Origin of the sequence: Actinoallomurus oryzae (assembly GCF_039541955.1) — a bacterium.
Classification (GTDB): domain Bacteria; phylum Actinomycetota; class Actinomycetes; order Streptosporangiales; family Streptosporangiaceae; genus Actinoallomurus; species Actinoallomurus oryzae.
Map to the genome: position 1 here is coordinate 301,677 of NZ_BAABHF010000046.1, position 19,445 is coordinate 321,121.

General features: G+C 71.2%; 19 protein-coding genes. 12 read left to right on the plus strand and 7 right to left on the minus strand.

Going from position 1 to position 19,445, the window contains the following annotated elements:
* Positions 1 to 16 precede the first annotated feature (16 nt).
* Positions 17 to 424 carry a hypothetical protein gene (locus ABEA10_RS37715; protein WP_345472283.1) on the minus strand — a complete coding sequence of 136 codons (408 nt, stop codon included), beginning with the start codon at positions 422 to 424 and terminating at the stop codon, positions 17 to 19.
* Between the two features lie 225 nt (positions 425 to 649).
* Positions 650 to 1,192 (minus strand): SMI1/KNR4 family protein, encoded by a 543-nt coding sequence (locus tag ABEA10_RS37720; RefSeq protein ID WP_345472285.1) that lies wholly within the window; start codon positions 1,190 to 1,192, stop codon positions 650 to 652.
* A 36-nt stretch (positions 1,193 to 1,228) separates the two neighbouring features.
* On the opposite strand from ABEA10_RS37720, the gene ABEA10_RS37725 reads away from it, so the two are divergent.
* The 4 genes from ABEA10_RS37725 to ABEA10_RS37740 all read left to right on the plus strand — a co-directional run bounded on the left by ABEA10_RS37725 (position 1,229) and on the right by ABEA10_RS37740 (position 2,974).
* Positions 1,229 to 1,645 (plus strand): Imm7 family immunity protein, encoded by a 417-nt coding sequence (locus ABEA10_RS37725; protein WP_345472287.1) that lies wholly within the window; start codon positions 1,229 to 1,231, stop codon positions 1,643 to 1,645.
* Between the two features lie 11 nt (positions 1,646 to 1,656).
* On the plus strand, positions 1,657 to 2,109 hold the full coding sequence (locus ABEA10_RS37730; protein WP_345472289.1) for a hypothetical protein: 453 nt from the start codon (positions 1,657 to 1,659) through the stop codon (positions 2,107 to 2,109).
* A 116-nt stretch (positions 2,110 to 2,225) separates the two neighbouring features.
* Entirely contained in the window at positions 2,226 to 2,405 is a 180-nt protein-coding gene (locus ABEA10_RS37735) for a DUF4236 domain-containing protein (RefSeq protein WP_329245254.1), read from the plus strand.
* 155 nt (positions 2,406 to 2,560) lie between these two features.
* The gene (locus ABEA10_RS37740; RefSeq protein WP_329245251.1) at positions 2,561 to 2,974 is read left to right on the plus strand and encodes a hypothetical protein; all 414 of its coding nucleotides are present in this window, start codon (positions 2,561 to 2,563) and stop codon (positions 2,972 to 2,974) included.
* Positions 2,975 to 2,990: 16 nt separating this feature from the next.
* Here ABEA10_RS37740 and sigJ read toward each other — a convergent pair whose 3' ends face one another.
* Complete coding sequence (gene sigJ / locus ABEA10_RS37745) at positions 2,991 to 3,917, minus strand: RNA polymerase sigma factor SigJ (RefSeq protein ID WP_345472292.1); 927 nt, start codon at positions 3,915 to 3,917, stop codon at positions 2,991 to 2,993.
* A 151-nt stretch (positions 3,918 to 4,068) separates the two neighbouring features.
* On the opposite strand from sigJ, the gene ABEA10_RS37750 reads away from it, so the two are divergent.
* Positions 4,069 to 5,682 (plus strand): MFS transporter, encoded by a 1,614-nt coding sequence (locus ABEA10_RS37750; protein ID WP_345472294.1) that lies wholly within the window; start codon positions 4,069 to 4,071, stop codon positions 5,680 to 5,682.
* Positions 5,679 to 6,323 (plus strand): hemerythrin domain-containing protein, encoded by a 645-nt coding sequence (locus ABEA10_RS37755; RefSeq protein ID WP_345472296.1) that lies wholly within the window; start codon positions 5,679 to 5,681, stop codon positions 6,321 to 6,323. The genes ABEA10_RS37750 and ABEA10_RS37755 overlap by 4 nt, the downstream gene beginning before the upstream one ends.
* Before the next feature lie 47 nt (positions 6,324 to 6,370).
* On the opposite strand, the gene ABEA10_RS37760 is transcribed toward ABEA10_RS37755, so the two are convergent.
* On the minus strand, positions 6,371 to 7,417 hold the full coding sequence (locus ABEA10_RS37760; protein ID WP_345472297.1) for a threonine aldolase family protein: 1,047 nt from the start codon (positions 7,415 to 7,417) through the stop codon (positions 6,371 to 6,373).
* Between the two features lie 249 nt (positions 7,418 to 7,666).
* On the opposite strand from ABEA10_RS37760, the gene ABEA10_RS37765 reads away from it, so the two are divergent.
* The 3 genes from ABEA10_RS37765 to ABEA10_RS37775 all read left to right on the plus strand — a co-directional run bounded on the left by ABEA10_RS37765 (position 7,667) and on the right by ABEA10_RS37775 (position 9,711).
* A complete protein-coding gene (locus tag ABEA10_RS37765; RefSeq protein WP_345472298.1) occupies positions 7,667 to 8,188 on the plus strand; it encodes a hypothetical protein in 522 nt (173 codons plus the stop codon).
* An 81-nt stretch (positions 8,189 to 8,269) separates the two neighbouring features.
* The gene (locus ABEA10_RS37770) at positions 8,270 to 9,034 is read left to right on the plus strand and encodes a L,D-transpeptidase (protein ID WP_345472300.1); all 765 of its coding nucleotides are present in this window, start codon (positions 8,270 to 8,272) and stop codon (positions 9,032 to 9,034) included.
* An 83-nt stretch (positions 9,035 to 9,117) separates the two neighbouring features.
* On the plus strand, positions 9,118 to 9,711 hold the full coding sequence (locus ABEA10_RS37775) for a hypothetical protein (RefSeq protein WP_345472301.1): 594 nt from the start codon (positions 9,118 to 9,120) through the stop codon (positions 9,709 to 9,711).
* Positions 9,712 to 9,778: 67 nt separating this feature from the next.
* Here ABEA10_RS37775 and ABEA10_RS37780 read toward each other — a convergent pair whose 3' ends face one another.
* Positions 9,779 to 10,894 (minus strand): glycosyltransferase family 4 protein, encoded by a 1,116-nt coding sequence (locus ABEA10_RS37780; protein ID WP_345472303.1) that lies wholly within the window; start codon positions 10,892 to 10,894, stop codon positions 9,779 to 9,781.
* Between the two features lie 400 nt (positions 10,895 to 11,294).
* On the opposite strand from ABEA10_RS37780, the gene ABEA10_RS37785 reads away from it, so the two are divergent.
* Both ABEA10_RS37785 and ABEA10_RS37790 read left to right on the plus strand, forming a co-directional pair.
* Positions 11,295 to 12,917 carry an alpha/beta fold hydrolase gene (locus ABEA10_RS37785; protein ID WP_345472305.1) on the plus strand — a complete coding sequence of 541 codons (1,623 nt, stop codon included), beginning with the start codon at positions 11,295 to 11,297 and terminating at the stop codon, positions 12,915 to 12,917.
* A 136-nt stretch (positions 12,918 to 13,053) separates the two neighbouring features.
* Positions 13,054 to 13,572: a DinB family protein gene (locus ABEA10_RS37790; protein WP_345472307.1), complete on the plus strand. Its 519-nt coding sequence runs from the start codon at positions 13,054 to 13,056 to the stop codon at positions 13,570 to 13,572.
* 13 nt (positions 13,573 to 13,585) lie between these two features.
* Here the strand turns inward: ABEA10_RS37790 and ABEA10_RS37795 are convergent, their stop codons facing one another.
* Entirely contained in the window at positions 13,586 to 16,462 is a 2,877-nt protein-coding gene (locus tag ABEA10_RS37795; RefSeq protein ID WP_345472309.1) for a helix-turn-helix transcriptional regulator, read from the minus strand.
* 458 nt (positions 16,463 to 16,920) lie between these two features.
* Positions 16,921 to 17,118 carry a hypothetical protein gene (locus ABEA10_RS37800; protein WP_329245219.1) on the minus strand — a complete coding sequence of 66 codons (198 nt, stop codon included), beginning with the start codon at positions 17,116 to 17,118 and terminating at the stop codon, positions 16,921 to 16,923.
* Between the two features lie 391 nt (positions 17,119 to 17,509).
* Here ABEA10_RS37800 and ABEA10_RS37805 point away from each other — a divergent pair, with 391 nt between their 5' ends.
* Positions 17,510 to 19,321, plus strand: coding sequence for a serine/threonine-protein kinase (locus ABEA10_RS37805; protein ID WP_345472312.1), 1,812 nt, complete (start codon positions 17,510 to 17,512; stop codon positions 19,319 to 19,321).
* Positions 19,322 to 19,445 lie beyond the last annotated feature (124 nt).

Sequence of the window (19,445 nt, forward strand, 5' to 3'; positions counted from 1 at the left end):
TTGGCCGCGGACGGAATCAGGCGTCCGGTCTGCCCGGCGCGAGCAGCAGGCCGAGGATGATGAGCAATGTGGTCAGAATGCCGAGGTGGTAGGCGACGTCGCCGGTACGGGTGCTGTTCAGCGTGACGCTCAGCCCGTAGACGGTGCCCAGGAGCGCGAACGACGTCGTCCCCAGCGCGACTCCTCTGCTTCTCGTCCGCCGGGTGAGGACGGCCGTCGCTCCGATCGCCACCACGGCCGCGATGACGGCCTCCGGAGTGGCGGCGCCCGAGAAGGAATCGCTGACGGTGGTGAAGCCGATCGGGATGTCGGCTCCGAAATGGATGATGGAGGCGACGACGAATGCCGCTGCCGCGAGCGCCATCAACACTCCGGCGACCACGGGCGGCTGTCGTCGCCGGTGGTCCGGCCCGTCGGTGGTCATCTCGCCTCCTCGGCGGACGCGGCGCGGTCCGCCACGGACCGCCGCTCGCGTCCAGTCCTCAACCAGATTGCCCCCACCGCCGGGCCCGGTCATCGGCTGCCGGTAGCGATGCGAACTACGTCGGGGAGCGAAGACGACGGCGTCGGCGATACGCCAACTCGCGTAGGTTCCCGCGCGCCGCCCCTCGCCACGAGAAGCGACATGCATGGCGTCCCGCGCCTTTGGTCAGCGGCACATCGCGTCGATGAGATCGGAGAAGTTCGGGAACTCCGTTCGCGCCGCCGTCACGATTTCCGCGGCGGAACGGCGTCTTCCCGGCGCGTGCCGTTCGGCGATCGACTGGAAGGCCTCGTTCGGTTCCGCCTCGCCATCCGGGTCGGTGAATGCCTCCAGCGGGCCGAAACCGGCCGCGAACAGCCAGAGCAGGTCGCCCAGATCGCGTGCTATCACGCCGCGTTCGCCCTCGGAGCCGAGGTAGATGACCGGCTGCTCGGTGATCGGCGCTCCGGGCCGTACCAGCCAGAAACCGGCGTAGTCGCCCGCCCCCATGGCGCCGAAAAAGCGGAACTCGCTGCCGTCGGCCTCTTCGTTACCGGTCCACAGGCGAAACCACCATGCGGTCTTCTCGGGTGCCTCGAACCGCTGGTACGGCTCGAAATCACAGCCGCGGGCCTCGTCGGTCTCCTCGTCCCACTCCCACTCGAAACCGACCTGCGCCACCTCGGCCAGGGCGATGGGCAGGGTCAGATCCTCAGATGTCTCCGCCACGCGGGAAACACTAGCCAGGTCCCCTAGCCTTGCCTGATGTTCGAGTATCACGGGTGGGTGCGCATCCGGGAAACGGCCGGCCTCGACGACGATGATGCGCGGCTGCGCTCGCAGGTGGAGGATATCCGCCGGCTTCTCGCTGATCTGGGGGAGTACGGGCTGCTCGATCTGCGGTGGATGAACGGTTTTCCTTTTCTGCATGTCGCGGGTGTGCCCAATCATCGGGGCGAATGGGGAGTGCGGATCATCGACCTTTTCCGGCGGGTCGGTGAGATCGCTCCCGGGTCGTTCGGGCTGCTCCACGTCTGGGACGACGAGGACGCGGAGCACGCGAACGTGTTCAGAGTCTTCCGTCTGGTCCGGGGTACGCTGACCGAGCACGCGGACGCTCTGCTCTCTCCGCTGATGCCCACCGTGGAGGACGCCGAGCATTCGGACGGAACGGCGAGCTAGCAGAACCCGACATGGATGAGATCGATCGGCTGGTTCGCCGGCTCACACCCGAGGATCGCCGGGTCATCGCCTTCCTTGACCTTCAGCGCTTGCAGGTGGAGAACGCCCGCCGGAAATTCCAGGCCACGAAACCTATCTATGGCGTGCTCGATCGCCTGCGCTTTTGGAGCATCCTGGCCGGGCATATGGAGGATGACTGGCAGGGCCTGGACCATTACATGGTCTATGAGTACCTCAATGACCTGACCGTCCGTAACGGCATCGAGGAGGTGCTTGACGCCATGCCGCCGGGCCTGCGGGCGAAGGTGCGCGTCTGCCTCGACGAGCTCGATCGGCGGTACCAGGCCGTCACCCACGATGACGGCGGCGCCGAGCTCGCCCAGTACTGGCGTCCCCTCGCAGAAGGGGAGGAGACCCGCTGGTGGTGGACCAGACGACCGGATGTGCTCCCTCCCGGATGGTGACCATGGCCGGTCCGGTCGGGTGACGCCGCCTTTTTCGGCGCCCCGGCATGCGGCATGTTTAGTGCTCCGTATAGGGGGCATCGCTGGGGCGCCTGACATTTGGAGGGAGCACAGCAATGGGTCTGATGTTCCGCAAGCGTAAGAAATTCGGCCCGCTGATCTTTAATTTCACCGAGAACGGTCTCTCGTCGTGGACCATCAAGTTCGGGCGCTGGTCGTGGAACTCCAGGTCGCGTCGGCAGCGATACGACCTGCCCGGCCCTCTGTCCTGGAAGCAGGACAAGGCGCGTTCCTGACCGCATCGGTTCTCCGCCGGGGCGGTGTCATTGGGCTGACGGGCACCGCCTCGGCGGCCATAAGACGGCCGACGACCCCTCCGGCGACGAGCTTGCCCTGAAATGGCCGCGGAAAGACGCAGGACCGGAGTGCTGTAGGCCGTACTGTATGCCCTATGGGTTACCCTCCTCCGCCGCCGGGCATGATGCCGCCGCCGGACAACGAACCAGTGCTGCTGTCGATCGGTGACATTTCGGTCACCCCGACTCATGTCATCGTGCCTCAGGGGCGGTATCCCCTTCACGGAACCACGTGGACGGTGCAGGACTCAACGCAGGTCACCGAGGGCATTCCGGCGGTCGCGATCGTGCTGGCCATCCTCTTCTTCATCTTCTGCCTGCTCGGGTTGCTGTTCCTGCTCATGAAGGAGAAGCGCTACACCGGGTTCGTCACGATCACCGTCACGGGCCCCGGGGGGCTGTACCACACGGTGCAGTTCCCGGCGGCCCAGCAGACCGGTGCCTGGGCGAACGACATGGTCGGACGCGCGCGGGCGATCGCCGCCTCCGCGCCGCCCCCCGGCGTCTGACCTTCCCCGTCGCGTCTCAGTCCTCGTCGATGTGCGCCAGCTTGTCCGGGTTCGTTACGCCGTAGATGCCGCGGACCCGGTCATCGCCCGGAGCCAGGTCGAGGACCATCACCGCGAACGGGGAGTGTTCGTTGAAGACCACCGCGGACGGGTCGCCGTTCACGGCCCGGTAGCGGACGGCCAGGTCTTCGGGCAGACGCGACGTCACGTTCGCGATGAGGCGGGCGACCTTCTCCCGGCCCTGGATCGGGCGGAGGCCGCCCACCTTTCCGCCGCCGTCGGTCCACATCGTCACGTCCGGCGCCAGGAGCTCCATGAGGGCACCGATGTCGCCGCCGAACGCCGCGGACACGAAGCGTTCGGTCACCTGCCGCTGCACTCGTGGGTCGGTCTGGTAGCGAGGGCGGCGCGCCTGGACGTGCGAGCGGGCGCGGTGGGCCAGCTGCCGTACGGCCGACGGTGAGCGGTCCAGGATCTCGGCGATCTCCGTGTGGGCGTACCCGAAGACCTCGTGCAGCACGAAGACCGCCCGCTCCAGCGGCGTCAGGGTCTCCAGCACGACGAGCATCGCCAGGGAGACCGACTCGCCCCGTACGGTCTGTTCCGCGGCGTCCTCCGCGGTGTCGGTGACCAACGGCTCCGGCAGCCAGGGGCCGACATAGCTCTCCCGGCGGCGGCTGATGGTCGCCTGCCGGGCCAGCGCCTGGTTCACCGCGATGCGCACCAGGTACGCCCGGGGGCTGCTGATCGACGGGGAGGGCCAGGCGCGTGACCACGCGAGCCACGTCTCCTGCAGCACGTCCTCGGTGTCGGCGACGGTACCGAGCATGTTGTAGACGACGGAGAACAGCAGCTCGCGGTGGTCCACGAACATCCCGGTCGCCGCGTCCCCCGGCTCCGCCGGAGTCGTCCCGGGTCGACCCGCCCCGCTTGAAGGGTTCATGCGCGCGCCTCCTGTGCACTCACCCCCTGAGAGGCGTTCCACCCCCCAAATGTGACATCCCCGGCCACGTGATGCGTGTCACGTCGAGAGACGTCACACTCTCCGGCCCCCGGACTCTCTTGTGCTGCGGAGTCTCGAGAAAGAGGAACCGATGAACAAATGGCGGGGGAATCCGTGGGCGATCCTGGCGGTGCTGGCGCTCGGGTTCTTCATGACGCTGCTGGACCTGACGATCGTCAACATCGCGATCCCGGACATGGTCGACCGGCTGGGCGCCTCGTTGGACCAGATCCTCTGGGTCGGAAACGCGTACGCGCTGGCGCTGGCGGTGTTGCTGATCACCGCCGGGCGCCTGGGTGATCTGCGGGGCAAGCGGACCCTCTACCTGTCCGGTGTCGCCGTCTTCACCCTGGCGAGCCTGGCCTGCGGCCTCTCCCAGGGTCCGGGCGAGCTGATCGCCTTCCGTGCGGTGCAGGGCGCCGGCGCGGCGATGCTCATTCCGCAGACGCTGTCGGTGATCATCGAGGTGTTCCCGGCCGGGAAGCGAGGTGCGGCGCTCGGCATCTGGGGCGCGACCGCGGGCCTGTCCGGGGTGGCCGGGCCGAGCCTCGGCGGGCTGCTGGTCAGCCGGCTCGACTGGCGCTGGATCTTCTTCGTCAACGTGCCGGTCGGGGTGGTCGTGATCGCCGCCGGCCTGCTGGTCCTGCCGGGAGCGCGGCGTACGGTCCGGCACCGCTTCGACCTGCCCGGCGTGCTGCTCGCCTCCGCGTCACTCTTCTGTCTGGCGTTCGGCCTGATCGAAGGGGAGAAGTACGACTGGAACACCGGGATCTGGGCGACGATCGCCGCGTCGGTCGTGCTCCTGGCCGCGTTCGTGGTCTATGAGCGCGGGCGGCAGGACGACGAGCCGCTGGTCCCCTTCTCCCTGTTCCGCGACCGCGGCTTCTCGGTCGTCAACGTCGTCGGCATCACGGTGTCGTTCGGCATCGTCGGGCTGTCCCTGCCCCTGACCATCTATCTGCAGTCGGTGCTGGGGTTCAGCGCGCAGCGGGCGGGTCTCGTGATGCTCGTCCTGGCCGCCGGATCGGTCGTCAGCGCCGGGCCGGCCGGGGTGCTCTCCGAGCGTCTCGGCGCCAAGTACCTGCTGATGGGCGGCATGACGGCGTTCGCGGGCGGGCTGGTGTGGGTGGCCGTGGTCGCGGACGCCGGCGGGAGCAGCGTGAGCGTCCTGGCGCCGCTGTTCCTCACCGGTCTGGGTGCCGGCTGCACGTTCACGCCGATGGCCTCGGAGGTCATGCGCAACGTGCCGGCCGAGCTGTCCGGCGCGGCCTCCGGCGTCAACAACGCGCTGCGGCAGGTCGGGTCGGTGCTCGCCGGGGCCGTCGTCGGTGCCGTGCTCCAGGGCCGCCTCGCCACCGCGCTGCGGGAACAGGCGCACCAGCGCGCCGCCGAGCTCCCGCCGTCCGCCCGCGGCCCGTTCCTCCAGGGCTTCGACCATGCGGGTCGGCACCTGGAGGCGGGCGGTCAGAGCGGCGTGAAGCCGCCCGCCGGCGCGCCCGCGGACCTGGCCCATCGCATCGAGACGGTCGCCGGGCAGGTGTTCGGGCACGGCTTCGTCGACGCGATGCGGCCCACGATGCTCGTCGCCGCGGGCGTGCTCTTCGTCGGCGTGCTCGCCTGCCTGGCCCTCCGGCGCGTCCGCGAGCCGTCGCCCAACCCGCACGGCCTTCCCCTCACCGACGGCGAACTCCAGGAGATTCCGTGACCGACCAGATCGACTTCACCATGATGTACGTCACGCACGACGCGTTCCGCCGTGACCTCGTGCGCCTGGAGGCCGCCGTCGCCGACGGGCGCGCCGCCACACAGGAGGTACGGAAGGGCTGGGACAACTTCACCACCCAACTCCACGTCCACCACACCGTCGAGGACGAGTGGCTGTGGCCCCGCCTCGCCGAACTGGCCGGGGACCGGCCCGGCGCGCCGACCCTGCTGGCCGAGATGGAGGCCGAGCACGCCCGGCTCGATCCGCTGCTGGAGGAGCTCGGCGGGGCACTGGAGGCGAACGCCGCCGACCTGGCCGAGCGCGTCGAGACGCTCACGACCGTGCTCGACCGGCACCTCGAACACGAGGAGGACGAGGCGCTGCCGCTGATCCAGGAGGTGATGACGCCCGCCGACTGGAAGGAGTTCGGGAGCGCGATGGCCCGCCGCCAGGGGGTGAAGGGCGCCGCCGCGTACGTGCCGTGGATCATCGACGGGATGTCACGCGCCGACCGCCGACGGTTCCTGGCGCACCTGCCCGCGCCCGTACGGGCGATCAACCGGCTCGCGTGGACACCGCGCTACCGCCGCCGGCGGCTGTGGAACCCCACGGAGGCGGGCAGCCTGAAAAAGGCCGCCTGACGCGCGGTCCGGCCACCGCCCTCAGACGCGCGGTCCGGCCGCCGCCCTCAGCGGAGTTCTCCGCCGAGGGCGGCGGCGAACGCGTCGACGTCGTCCTCGGTCGTGTCGAAGGAGCACACCCAGCGGACCTCGCCGGTGGCCCGGTCCCACGTCTCGAAGCGGAACCGCTCGCGCAGCCGCTCGGCGACCCGCGGGTCGAGACGGGCGAACACCGCGTTCGCCTGCGGGACGCGCACGACCGTGACGCCCGGCAGGTCGCGTACGGCCGCATGCAGGCGGGCGGCCATCGCGTTGGCGTGCCGGGCGCTGCGGAGCCACAGGTCGTCCTCCAGCAGCGCGATGAACTGGGCGGACACGAACCGCATCTTCGAGGAGAGCTGCATCGCGGCCTTGCGCAGATAGGGCATTCCCGGGGCTGCCTCGGGGGAGAGCACCACCACGGCCTCGCCGTACAGCAGGCCGTTCTTGGTGCCGCCGAACGACAGCAGGTCCACGCCCGCGTCGGTGGTGAAGGCGCGGAAGGGCAGGTCGAGGGCTGCGGCGGCGTTCGCGAGCCGGGTGCCGTCGACGTGCACGAGCATGCCGAGCCGGTGGGCGTGCGCGCAGATCGCGCCGATCTCCTCGGCCGTGTAGAGCGTTCCGAGCTCGGTGCTCTGGGTGAGGGATACGACGCGTGGCTGGGCCCGGTGCTCGTCACCCCACCCGTACGCCTGCCGGTCGATCAGGGCGGGGGTCAGCTTGCCGTCCGGGGTCGGCACCGGCAGCAGCTTCAGGCCGGCCGTCTTCTCCGGCGCGCCGCCCTCGTCGAGGTGGATGTGGGCGGTCTCGGCGCAGATCACCGCCGACCAGGGTTCGGTCAGCGCACGCAGGCCGATCACGTTGGCGCCCGTGCCGTTGAAGACCGGGTACGCCTCGGCCTGATCGCCGAAGTGCTCCTTGAACATCTCGCGCAGCCGTGCGGTGTAGACATCGCCGCCGTAGGAGGGCTGGTGACCGCCGTTGGCCGCACCGATCGCGGCGAGGACCTCCGGGTGGACGCCGGCGCAGTTGTCGCTGTGGAAACCCCGAGCAGAGGGATCATGCAAAGAGATCATGGCGCCGCCAAGTATCCCATCTCGCCATCTTTCGTCCTCAGGGCGGGAGTCCCGCGATCGCCGCGAGCGGAGGGGAGACAAAGAGGCTGGTGGTGGAAGTGGTGCGACTTCCGTCCAATATGACTGGACGGTAAAGGCTTGTTACTTAGGCGGCATAAGTGGCTTGTGGGGGGATAGTGTGCCGGATGCGCCGATGATGTTTCCGTCTCACGGCGTCTCAATCCACTCCTTGGCAGGAGGATTTCTCCCATGCGCCTGAAGAAGGCGAGTTTGACTCTGGCCGGAGCCGCCGCGGCCGTCGCCGTCACCACGATGGCCGCCGCTCCCGCCTGGGCCTGTAGCGACAGCGATCCCTCTCTCCGGCTCCGCTCGCTCTGCGGCAAGGACGGCCAGGCGACCTGGCTGCTCAGCAACCCCAATGGCTGGGGCTCCGTGCCCGCCACGTGGGCCGACAACAAGGGCGGCCACAGCCAGGGCAAGATCAGTGTGCCCGCCCGCGGCACCGTGCTGCTCCCGACGCACGCCACCAAGGTGATCGTCACCGCCTACCGACCCGACCGGCGGAACCTGCCGGTCTGGCAGCGGCACGGTGCGATCGGCCTGCTCAAGCAGCACTGCAAGGGCACCAGGCCTTCGGCCCCGCCGCCGGAGAAGCCCAAGCCGTCTCCGAAGCCGACCAAGACCAGCGAGGCCCCCAAGCCCGCCACCCCGCCGAGCGGTGAGGCGCGCCCCGCGACTCCCGTGAAGGCCCAGCCGCAGTTCACCGGCTGACGAAGATCGAAGAGGCCGGCCCGGGAGCGAGGGCGTTCCCGGGCCGGCCGCGTCACCGACGTCATCGAGGAGCAGGAATCGATGTCATTCAGCCCGGGAACGCGAGCGGCCGTCGTGGCGTCCGGCGTCGTGCTGAGCCTCACCCTGGCCGGCTGCGGTGGTTCCGATCACAAGGCGGCGAGCGGCGCCCCGTCCGGCGGCACCCCGGCGGCCAAGCCGACCACGGCGTCGTACGACTTCGGGAACGGCCCCAGCACGATCGCCACCGCGCGGAACGCGACGGTCGACATCTACCAGCAGGCCGGCGACGCGTCGCCGAGCATGAAGCTGCACAGCCCGAACCCCGACGGCGCACCGCGCGTGTTCCTCGTGATGGACAGCAAGCCCGGATGGCTGCACGCCTTCCTCCCGGTGCAGCCGAACGGCAGCACCGGCTGGATCCCCACCCGCGAGGTCCGTACCGCCAAGACCGGCTACTGGATCCAGGTGCTCCGGTCGGCCCACCGCCTGAAGCTCTACCAGGGCAAGAAGGTGATGATCAGCACCCCGGCGGCGATCGGCAAGTCCGACACCCCGACGCCCGGCGGCGCCTACTACCTCACCGAACTCCTCCAGCCGCCGAACCCGAAGGGCGACTACGGCCCGTACGCGTACGGGCTGTCCGGGCAGTCGACGGCGCTCACCCAGTTCAACGGCCATGACCCGGTCATCGGCATCCACGGCACCAACCAGCCCGAGCTGCTGGGCACCTCGGTCAGCCACGGGTGCATCCGCATCAGCAACACGATGATCACGAAGCTGGCGAAGATGCTGCCGCTCGGCACTCCCGTCCAGATCTCCGCCTGATCCCCCTTCAGAGCGGCCCCGGTCACCGAACCTCCCCCACGCGGGGGAGGACGCGGTCACCGGGGCCGAATTTACTGTTCGGCATGGCTCTGACCGCTTCCGTAACCGATCGCCGCGACCCACGGCCGCGCCCCGGCGCCCGTGTCGTCGTGACGGGTGCCCTGGTGGCCCTGCTCTGCCTCGGGTTCGCCGTCGTCAACGTCGCCTTCGAGATCACGGACCGCTTCGCCGACGGTCCGTACGCCGGATACGCGTCCGGGATCGCCGTGATGAACTGGCTCGTCGTCGGGCTGAAGGTGCTGGGGGCGGCGGTGGCCCTGCTGTCGATCGCCGGGCGCCCGCGGCTCCTTTCCCCGGAGCGCTTGGGCGTGCTGTTGTGGGGGGCGTTCGCGCTGCTCACCCTGTACGTGCTGGGCAGCATGGTCGAGGCGGTCGGCATCGGCCTGGGCCTGATGGGCAGCACCGACCAGTTCACCGTCCGCAGCGTCGCCTACGTGCTCTTCTTCCTGTCGCTCGCCGCCGGCTACGGGATCCTGACGGTCTCCTACCAGCGGCGCCAGGGGCTGCGCAGAGGCGTCGCGGTGCTCGGCGTCGTGGGCGCGCCCGTGCTGCTGGGCGGCCTCCTGGTCGCCGTGCCGGCCGTGCTGACCGCGCTCGGCCTCATGCCGGGACTCTGACCGGCGCCATGGCGAGCGGGCCCTGCTCCGGAATCGCCATCCGCCGGTACGCGCCCGACCGCCGGAGTCAGGCCGCGTGCTCGGCAGGCGTCATTCCGAGGACCGCCTGGTAGTGGCCGATGAGCTCGTCGCAGACGCCGGCCCAGCCGCGGCCGTGCACGGACAGCCGCGCATGAGCGCCCATCCGGGCCCGCAGGGCGGCGTCGGACGCCAGTGTCGCGACGGCGGCACGCATGGCGGCGGGGTCGTCGGGCGGGTAGAGGAGGCCGTTGTGCCCCGGCCGTACGAGGTCCAGCGGGCCGCCCGAGGCGGGCGCGACGACCGGCAGCCCCGCGGCGAGTGCCTCCTGCACCGCCTGGCCGAAGGTCTCGTCGGCGCCGGTGTGCACGAACACGTCCAGGGACGCGGTCAGCGTCGCCAGCTCCTGGCCGGTGCGGAAGCCGGTGAAGATCGCCCCCGGCAGCAGCCGCTCCAGCCGCCGCCGGGCCGGGCCGTCCCCGACGACGACGAGACGTACGCCGGGCAGACCGGCCAGGTGCGCGAGCAGCCACGGGCGCTTCTCGGTGGCGAGCCGTCCGACGTACCCGACGAGCGCCTCGCCGCCGGGCGCCAGGCGCTCGCGCAGCTCCCTCGACCGGTGCCGGGGATGGAAACGCTGGTCATCGACTCCGCGGGCCCACAGCGCCAGCCGGGGAAACCCGCGTTTGCGTAGCTCGTCCAGTGTCGGCCGGGAGGGCGCCAGCGTACGGTCGGCCCGCTCGTAGATGTGCCGGAGCCAGGCCCACACGAGCGAGTCGGCGCCGCGCAGGCCGTACCGGCGGGCGAACCCGACGAGGTCGGTCTGGAACACGGCCACGGTCGGCACGCCGAGCCGGCGGGCGGCCGCGACGCCGGAGGTGCCGAGCATCAGCGGCGAGGCGAGATGCACGACGTCGGGCCGGAAGTCGCGCAGCGCCGGTGTCACGTGCCGGCTGGGCAGGCCGACGACGAACGAGCGGTAGAAGGGGAGGGGCACCCCGGCCGTCAGCCGCAGCCGGTCGTCGCGGACGCCCGGGCCCGGGCCCGGCGCGACCACGAGCGCCTCGTGCCCGCGGCGGGCCAGGTGCTCCAGGACCCGGCAGACGGAGTTGGTCACGCCGTTGACGTGGGGCAGGAACGACTCAGTGACAATCGCGATCCTCACGGCCGTGAGCGTGACCGTGTCGCGCTACGGCGTGACCGCGCCGCGGCACCGTGCCGGGAAACATTGCGGAAACGTCGTCGGTGATCTCCTGACCGCGGACCTTCGTCGCCTCATCCGCCGAGGTGGCCGAGATGTGCCCGTCCCCCACCACGCGAGAGTCCTGCGATAACTCCGTTATCTCCGTGTCTCGGCGTATTTCTGGGGTTACCGAGACTCAACAGGGGAAACGTACGATCTGATGCGAAATTACGGCTCTCGACAGTGCTGTACCGGATTGGGTAATTTGTCACGATTCGGCAACCATCTGCACCGTCGTCTTCAGTCGACCATGGGGTCTCGCGACAATCACCCCTTGTTCACCATTTCGGGCGAAACGTAGCCCGACCTGTAAGGGGGTTTCGTGAAGAAGCTTCTTGCCGTGGCCGCGACGGCCGGGCTGGGCCTCACCGGCCTCGGCGCCACAAGCGCGTCCGCGACCACGGGAACGTCGGGGGCGTTCCATCCGGCGAGCCTCGCCTGGCACACCTGCCGGGCGGACATCGTGAACGGCGCCAAGGCCTACGACAGCGCAGGCCCCGTCCAGGTGTCGAAGATCATTCAGTGTGCCGAGCTCCAGGTGCCGCTGGACTACGCCCACCCGGGCGGGCAGAAGATCACTCTTGAGCTGACCCGCCTGCCGCACCAGGGATCGGGCGCGGCCAAGGGCGACATCCTGGTCAACCCGGGTGGCCCGGGTGGCGAGGGCGCGCTGTTCGGCGCGAGCGTCTACGCGCGCAACTCCGCCCCGATGCAGGCGGCGTACAACGTCATCGGCTTCGACCCGCGCGGTGTCGGGTTCAGCACGCCCAAGCTGAGCTGCGACGTCGACTACAGCGACGCCCCGCGGCCGGAGTACGGCACGGGCGGGCGCCAGGACGACGCCACCTGGCTGGAGAAGTCCAAGGACTACGCCGACGCGTGCACGCGCAAGTTCGGCCGCGGTGCCAAGGTCGACCTGCTCGACCACATCAAGACGATCGACTCCGTCCGTGACATGGACACGATCCGCCAGGCCCTGGGCCACAAGAAGCTGGACTACTACGGCGCCTCCTACGGCACCTACCTCGGCCAGGTCTACGCCACCGTCTTCGGGCAGAACGTCGGCCGCATGGTCCTCGACGGCAACGTGACGCCGAAGAACGTCTGGTACGACGCCCAGCTCACCCAGGACGTCGCGTTCAACAAGAACATGGACTACTACTTCGGCTGGATCGCCAAGTACGACTCCACCTACCACCTGGGCACCACCCAGGCCGCCGTCCGGAGCTACTACTACGCCCTCCAGGACAAGCTGGCCGCGCACCCGCTGACGTACACCTCCGGCGGCAAGACCGTCGCGGTCGGCGAGGACGAGCTGGTGGACAACATCCAGAACGCGGCCTACCGCCGCAGCCAGGCGGTCTGGCACTCGTACGCGGCGGCGCTGTCGGCCTACAAGGCCGGTGACGTCGCGACCTTTGCCGGGACGTTCGGCGCCCCGACCACCGGCGGCAGCGACGACAACACCTTCGCCGTCTACAACGCCGTCCAGTGCAGCGACACGCAGTGGCCGAAGAGCTGGGCCAAGTGGCACGCCGACGCCGTCCGCGTCAACCGGAACAACCCGTTCCTGACCTGGAGCAACGTCTGGTTCAACGCGCCGTGCATGTTCTGGGGCGCCAAGGCCGGCACGCCGGTCAAGGTCGGCCAGAGCAAGAACCTGCCGAACAACATCCTGATGTTCCAGGCCACCGACGACGCGGCCACGCCGTACGCCGGCGCGCTGGAGCTGCACAAGATCCTCCGGGGTTCGCACCTGGTGGTCCAGGACGGTGACCGTACGCACTGCATCGTCCACCGCGGCGACCTGCGCCCCGGTGGCGTCGACTCCTACTTCGACGCCTACTTCCTGAACGGCACCCTGCCGAAGACCGACACGGTGCACGTCTCGCAGCTCGGCGACCCGACGCCGCCCGCCGCCACCAGCAGCGGCAAGGCGCGGTAGCGGACCGAACGACACGCGAACGAGGCCCCCGGCGAACCCGGGGGCCTCTTTTCGCGGCGGCGGTCATTCAGGACGGAAACTGGCCGCAATCGTCCCTAGTGTCATTCGTGACCGCCGAGAGAAAAGGGGCGAGGACATGACCACCACGCACGAGACCGCCACGACCGCGACGGCTGAGACCGAGACCCTGCTGGAGGCCCTGGCCACACAGCGGTTCTTCCTGCGCCACACCGTGCGCGACCTGACCGACGAGCAGGCGGGTCGCCGTACGACCGCGAGCGAGCTGTGCCTCGGCGGGCTGATCAAGCACGTCGCAACGGTCGAGAGCGCCTGGATGGACTTCGTCGTCGACGGCACCGACACCGTCGCCACGGGCGGTGGGAACTGGGAGGAGCAGTTCCGCATGCTGGCGGGGGAGACCCTCGCGGACGTGCTGGCCGGCTACGAGGAGGCCGCCCGCCGCACCGAGGAGATCGTACGGGGCCTGTCCGACCTGGGCGTCTCACGCCCGCTGCCGGAGGCGCCCTGGTTCAAGCCGGGCGAGCGCTGGTCGGCCCGTCGCGTGCTGATCCACATCCTGGCCGAGACCGCGCAGCACGCCGGCCACGCCGACATCATCCGCGAGTCCCTCGACGGGGCCAAGACCATGGGCTGATCACGACCGGGCGTCAGGCCTCGGAACGCGGGGGCTCCGAGGCGTGCTCGGCGGCCAGCCGGGCCAGCTCGACCCGCGAGGCGATCCCCAGCTTGCGGAACACCTGGCGCAGGTGGAACTTCACCGTGTGCGGTGAGACGAACATCTGCGTCGCGACCTGCGGGTTGGTCAGGCCCTGCGCGGCCAGGGCGGCGACGTTCCGCTCGGTCTCGGTCAGGCTCGACCAGCCGGAGACCGGACGCTCGGACTGGGTCCAGTGGCGCCGGCGTACGCCCAGCCGGCGCAGCCGGGCCCGGATCCGGGCGGCGTCACGCAGCGCGCCGAGCCGCTGGTAGCCCTCCAGCGCCCGGTCCAGGGCCTCGATCGGCGCGCCGTCGTCCACGTTCCGGGACCCGGCGAGCAGGACGCCGAGATCCTCCGCGGCCGAGGCGCGCCCCCACGGGCAGGGGTGGGACGCCGCGGCGTGCGCCAGCGTCACCCGGTCGCCGCGCAGGATGCCCCGGGCGTGCGCGGCCGAGGCCGCCAGCGCGGGAAAGCCGGTGTTCTCGCGGGCGAGCTGCTCGGCCGTCACGGTGACGGCCTCGGCGGAGGGCCGGTCCCCGGCGGCGAGCGCGGTACGCGCCAGCCAGGCGGCGGCGTCGGGCTCGGACATCAGCAGCCAGCGTCGTTCGGCCGGGTCGGCGCAGACGGGGCGGAGCGTCTCGAAGGCCCTGGCCGGGCCGTCGCGCGCCTCGTCGAGCGTTGCCACGGCCCACCGGCCCCAGGCCAGCCCGAACCTCGCGCCCGCCCGGAACCGCTCCTCGTACCGCTGAAGGTGACCGGTGGCGGCGTCGAGGTCCCCGCGCCGTACGGCGACGGCGATCAGCACCGCGAGACCCAGCAGCACGAACGCGTGCGTGCCCATCTGGTCGGCGATCGCCAGCCCCGCCTGCGCCTCCGCCTCGGCGTCGTCGAGCCGCCCCTGGGCGAGCCGCAGCCGGGCGCGGAAGATCGCGGGCGCGGCCGCGTAGGCCGCCTGCCCGAACTCGGCGATCTCCTCGGTGACCTGGCTGAGCTGCGCCTCCGCCTCATCCAGCCTCCGCATGTCGGTGAGCAGGGTGGCCAGGTGCAGGCGCGGGTGGACGCGCCGCGCCTCGTCGTCGTCACGGGGGGCGATGCGCACCGCCTCGCGTACGTGGCTGATCCCGTCGGCGGCGTGACCGTCGCCCCAGGCGAGGTAGGAGAACAGCATCCGCGCGCCCACCCGGGCGGCGCGGCTGTGCTGCCGGCCGGAGTCGATGATCTCCTCGGCCAGTTCCCGTCCCCGCCGGAACTCGTGGGTGGCGTACAGGCCGCGCAGGAAGACCTGCTCGGCCAGGCCGCGCTTGTCGCCGGCCAGGTCCGGCTGGGCGAGCGCCTTCTCGGCCTCGCGCACCGCGTCCGCCGGCCGGCCGGCCAGCAGCAGGGCGTACGCCAGCTCGGACCGCAGCCGCGCGGCCTGACCGGGGTGTTCGGCCTGGCCCATCGCGGCACGGGCGAAGTCGGCGGCCTCGGGCAGCCGCCCGCAGGTCGTCAGCGCGTAGACGGCCGTCACCGTACGGTCGACGCGGTCCGGATCGCCGGGCGCGGTCAGTTCGAGGGCCCGTACGGCGAGGTCGGCGGCGCTCTGCGGGGAGGACGGCAGCACCTCGCGTACGGCCTGGTCGAGCCCCTTCAGCGCGTGGGTGTCGCCGGGCCGGGCGTAGTGCATGAGGTGAGCGGCGGCCGGGATGGCCGAGCCGCCGCGTCTCAGCAGCATCTCCGCGGCCTGCCGGTGCAGCGCGTGGCGGACCGGCACGGTGACGGTCTCGGCCACGGCCTGCCAGACCAGTTCGTGCCGGAACGTCAGCTGGTCGCCCGCGGCGGCCACCACGGCCTCCGACTCCGCCTCCTCCAGCGCGGGCAGCAGGCGGCTGGGCGGCTCGTCGAACATCTCGGCCAGGTCGTCCACGCGGAAGGAACGCCCCAGCACGGCGGCGACCTGGAGCAGATGCCGGGTGTGCGGGGACAGCCGGCCCAGCCGGCTGCGCGCGATCTCCTGCATTCGCCGGGGCAACTGCCGCGAGACCAGCGTCAGCCGGCCGTCGGCGGCTCGCACCGCATGCTCGTCGTAGAGGCCGCGCAACAGCTCCACCAGCAGGAACGGGTTACCGCCGGTCGCCGCCGTCATCGCGAGCAGGTCGGGTCCCGGCGCCGCGCCGAGCAGGTCGTCGATCACCTCGGCCACCGCCTGTTCGCTCAGCGGCTCCAGGGCGATGCGGACGGCTCCGTCCCGCGCCAGGATCTCGAACACCCGGTCGGCGCCGGACGCGGCGATCCCCGTCGTCCGTGCCAGGATCCACACCAGCGGGTAGGAGGCCAGCTCGGGAACGATCGACCGGAGCGCGAGCAGGGTCGTCGGGTCGGCCCACTGCAGGTCGTCCAGCGCGATCAGGAACGGGCCGCGCGCCACGCGCTCCTCCAGGCGGTTCTGCAACCGATCGAGCAGCCGCAGCCGCAGGTCGGCCGTTTCCACGCTGGCGTCCAGACCCTCGCGCAACGTCTGCGGGGACTCCCCGAGGGCGGTCATCAACGGGACGAGCGGCGCGAGCCGGCTCGGCTCGTCAGCCGCGCCGTGCGCGAGCATGAATCCACGGGTGGCCGCCGCCTCGACGGCGTCGCAGAGCAACCGGCTCTTGCCCATGCCGGACTGGCCCTCGACGAGAAGCACGCTGCCCCGGCTGTGCTGGGCGGCCTCGATCGCGGCCATGACGGCCTGCCACTCTCGGCCGCGGCCACGCCAGCCGCGCCGCGACGAGCGTTCGAGGTCGACTCCGGTCTGAGCATCGAAGGCATACGGCGGGATGCTCGCCGCCGTGGGTCCATCAGCCACCAGACTTACAACCTACCTGGTCAGGGCCCCTATGAGACTGTCCGGCGTGGGTGGGCGTGCGCCGGTCGTGCGGCCGAGCCCGGGGCCACGGGAGTGGGCCGGGGGCGGGTCCGGCCGGCGGGCCTCAGCACACCCCCCCGAAACGGTGCTGAGGCTCCGCCGGCCCGTATCCTCGCCGGGTCCGCGGCGACGTCGGGCCGCCGGTCACGTCTTCCGGACCGCTGAGCCGCCGCCCCCAGCCGGGCTCAGTGGGCCGGACGTCCGCGGCGCGGGCCTCCGGGACGAGGACACACTTGAATTGTTCGTTTCTATGGGCAGTTCCGTATCAGCCACCTGGGCAGGTTACGGATTTCGTATACAGCTTGGCCGGGTGGGTCGGAACGGAGTCCTCAGTCCTCCGCGCGCTTCGAGGCGCGCTTCCGGGGCGCTGCGGGCCGACTCGAGACTATCGGGCGGCGTCACCGGCTGGGCTGCGGAACCTTGCAGGCCACCCACGGATTGAGACCGGCGTAGTTGAGCGGGCCGGAGATGATCGTGACGCCGATGGTGGCGAACCTGCCGCAGCTGGCGTCGAAGTGAGAGTAGTAGTGGCGCTGTCCCGCGGCGAGCCCGCCGATGATCAACCACGCCACGATCAGGGGCGGTCCGGCTCGCATCAACCACCTCCGCTGAGTGGGCGCCGACCTGGGACCGGGCGGCGATTCACGACAAGATCGGTCATTAGTTAAGCAACTCGCACCAGCACTGTCACCCATAACGGCCGATGGGTCGGGAATCGCTTGCCCGCCCGAGCAGCGTGAACGGCCCAGGCGCCGCACGCGTACGGGCCCGGAGTGCCCTGCGGAGGGCGCCACGTACGGGGTCGTGCACAAAGCCGCGCACGAGAGGCCTGTGACCTCGGAGTACGTACGCGGCGCCACGGCCTCTGGGGGCCGCCCGGTCTGACCGAAAGTCAACGGTCCGGATGATTCGTTCCCCTACGGGGGCGTCGCGCCGTAGTCTTTCGGTGACAGGCGGGCACCCACGGACCCCGGTGGGGTGGAGACAGTGACGGTACGGATCGGTGCTCTGGTCGCGGGCCGATACCGGGTCGAGCGCCAGATCGGCTCGGGCGGGATGGGTGCCGTCTGGCTCGCGCGCGACGAGCGCCTCGACCGTCCGGTGGCGCTCAAGCGCGCGCACCCGGCCGCCGACGAGCGGCGTCTGCGCGAGCTCTCCCGTGAGGCCCGCATCGTCGGAGGCATCGACCATCCGCGCGTCGTGACCCTCTATGACCTGGTCACCGAGGACGCCGCGACCTGGCTCGTGATGGAGTACGTCCCCTCGCGCAACCTCGCCGACGTCATCGCCTCCGACGGCGTCCTCACGCCGGAGGCGGTCACGCGGATCGGCCGCCAGCTCGCCGACGCGCTCGCCGCCGTGCACGCGCAAGGCATCGTCCACGGCGACGTGAAGCCGGCCAACGTCCTGATCACCGAGTCCGGCGACGCCAAGCTCACCGACTTCGGAGTCTCCCGCGCGCTCTGGGCCGACGAGACGGTCAGCGACAGCGGCCTGTTCCGCGGCACCCCCGCGTACGTCGCCCCGGAGGTCGCCCGCGGCGCGAAGCCCCTTCCCGCGGCCGACGTCTTCTCGCTGGGCGCCACCCTGTTCGCCGCCGCGGAGGGCGAATCACCGCTCGGCGACGGCGGGGGCCCGATGACCGCCGTCTGGCGTTCGGCGTCCGGCCACGTCGCCGCGCCCACCGCGCCGGGAGCGCTGGGCGCCGCCCTGTCGGCGATGCTGCGCCTGGATCCGGACGACCGGCCGGACGCCGCCGAGGCGGGCCGCCTGCTCGAATCCGGCGGTGCCGACCCGCCGCCCCCGGTGAAGCGCCGGCGGGTGGGGCGCGTGATCGTCGCCGTGGCCGTGGCGACGATCGTCCTGGCCTCCGCCGCGACGGTGATGGTCGTCCGGGCGGGCCGCTCCTCCTCCGAGGACGAGCCGGCGCGGTCGGCAGGCTCGCCCGCGTCGGCGAGCCCACCCGCGTCGGCGATCGGCGATCCGCGTACCGCCGAGCCCTGCGCTCTGGTCGACCCGGCGTCCCTGCGGAGGTTCGGCGGCACCGAGCTGTCCACCGACTACGGCAACTTCAACCGCTGCGACGTGCTCATCCAGCGGGGCGACGACGACCTCGCCGACGTCAAGGTCGAGCTGGAGAACGGCCCCGCGCCCGAGCCGGGCTCGCGTGACCGGGTCGAGCGGCGCGGCACGGTCGGCATCATCCGCGAGCCGCTCGGCGACGGTGAGTGCGACGAGGAGCTGACCCTCGCCGACGGGCACGTCGTCGCGGTCGCCGCGCAGCGCACGGGCCCCGGCACGATCGACCTGTGCGCGGCGGCGACGGTCGCCACCGACCGGGCCGCGGCGGTGCTGGCCCGGGGCGTCATGCCACGGCGCGCCCGGCCTCTGCCGTCCGCGTCGCTGGGCCGCCTGGACGCCTGCGCGCTGCTCACCCGCGCCGCGCTGTCGCGGGTCGGCGCCGGCCGTGCCGACCCGGGCTTCGCCCGCTGGGACTGCCACTGGAAAGGCACCGGCGGCACCGACGTGCAGCTGCGCTTCGACCGCAACGGCCCGCTGACCGCGGACGACGGCACGCCGGTGCGCCTGGCCGGCCACGCCGCCTTCATCCAGCCCGGCGGCGACGGTCACGGCACGTGCGTGGCCCAGGTGACGCACCGCACCTATACCGACACCGACGGACACACGACCGCCGAGATCGTCTTCCTCGTGGCGTCCGGATCGCGGTCCGAGAGCCGGCTCTGCGCCGACGCGAAGGCCCTCGCCTCATCCGCCGCGGCCGGCCTGCCCAAGGCATGAGCGGAGCCGGGATGCCGATGACCGAGCGAATGAGGCGATCGACGACACGGGTCATCCCCTCCTGCGCAGGAGGACTCATGACCGAGCGAAGCGAGGGAATCGAAGACACGCTCCTGTGGTCACA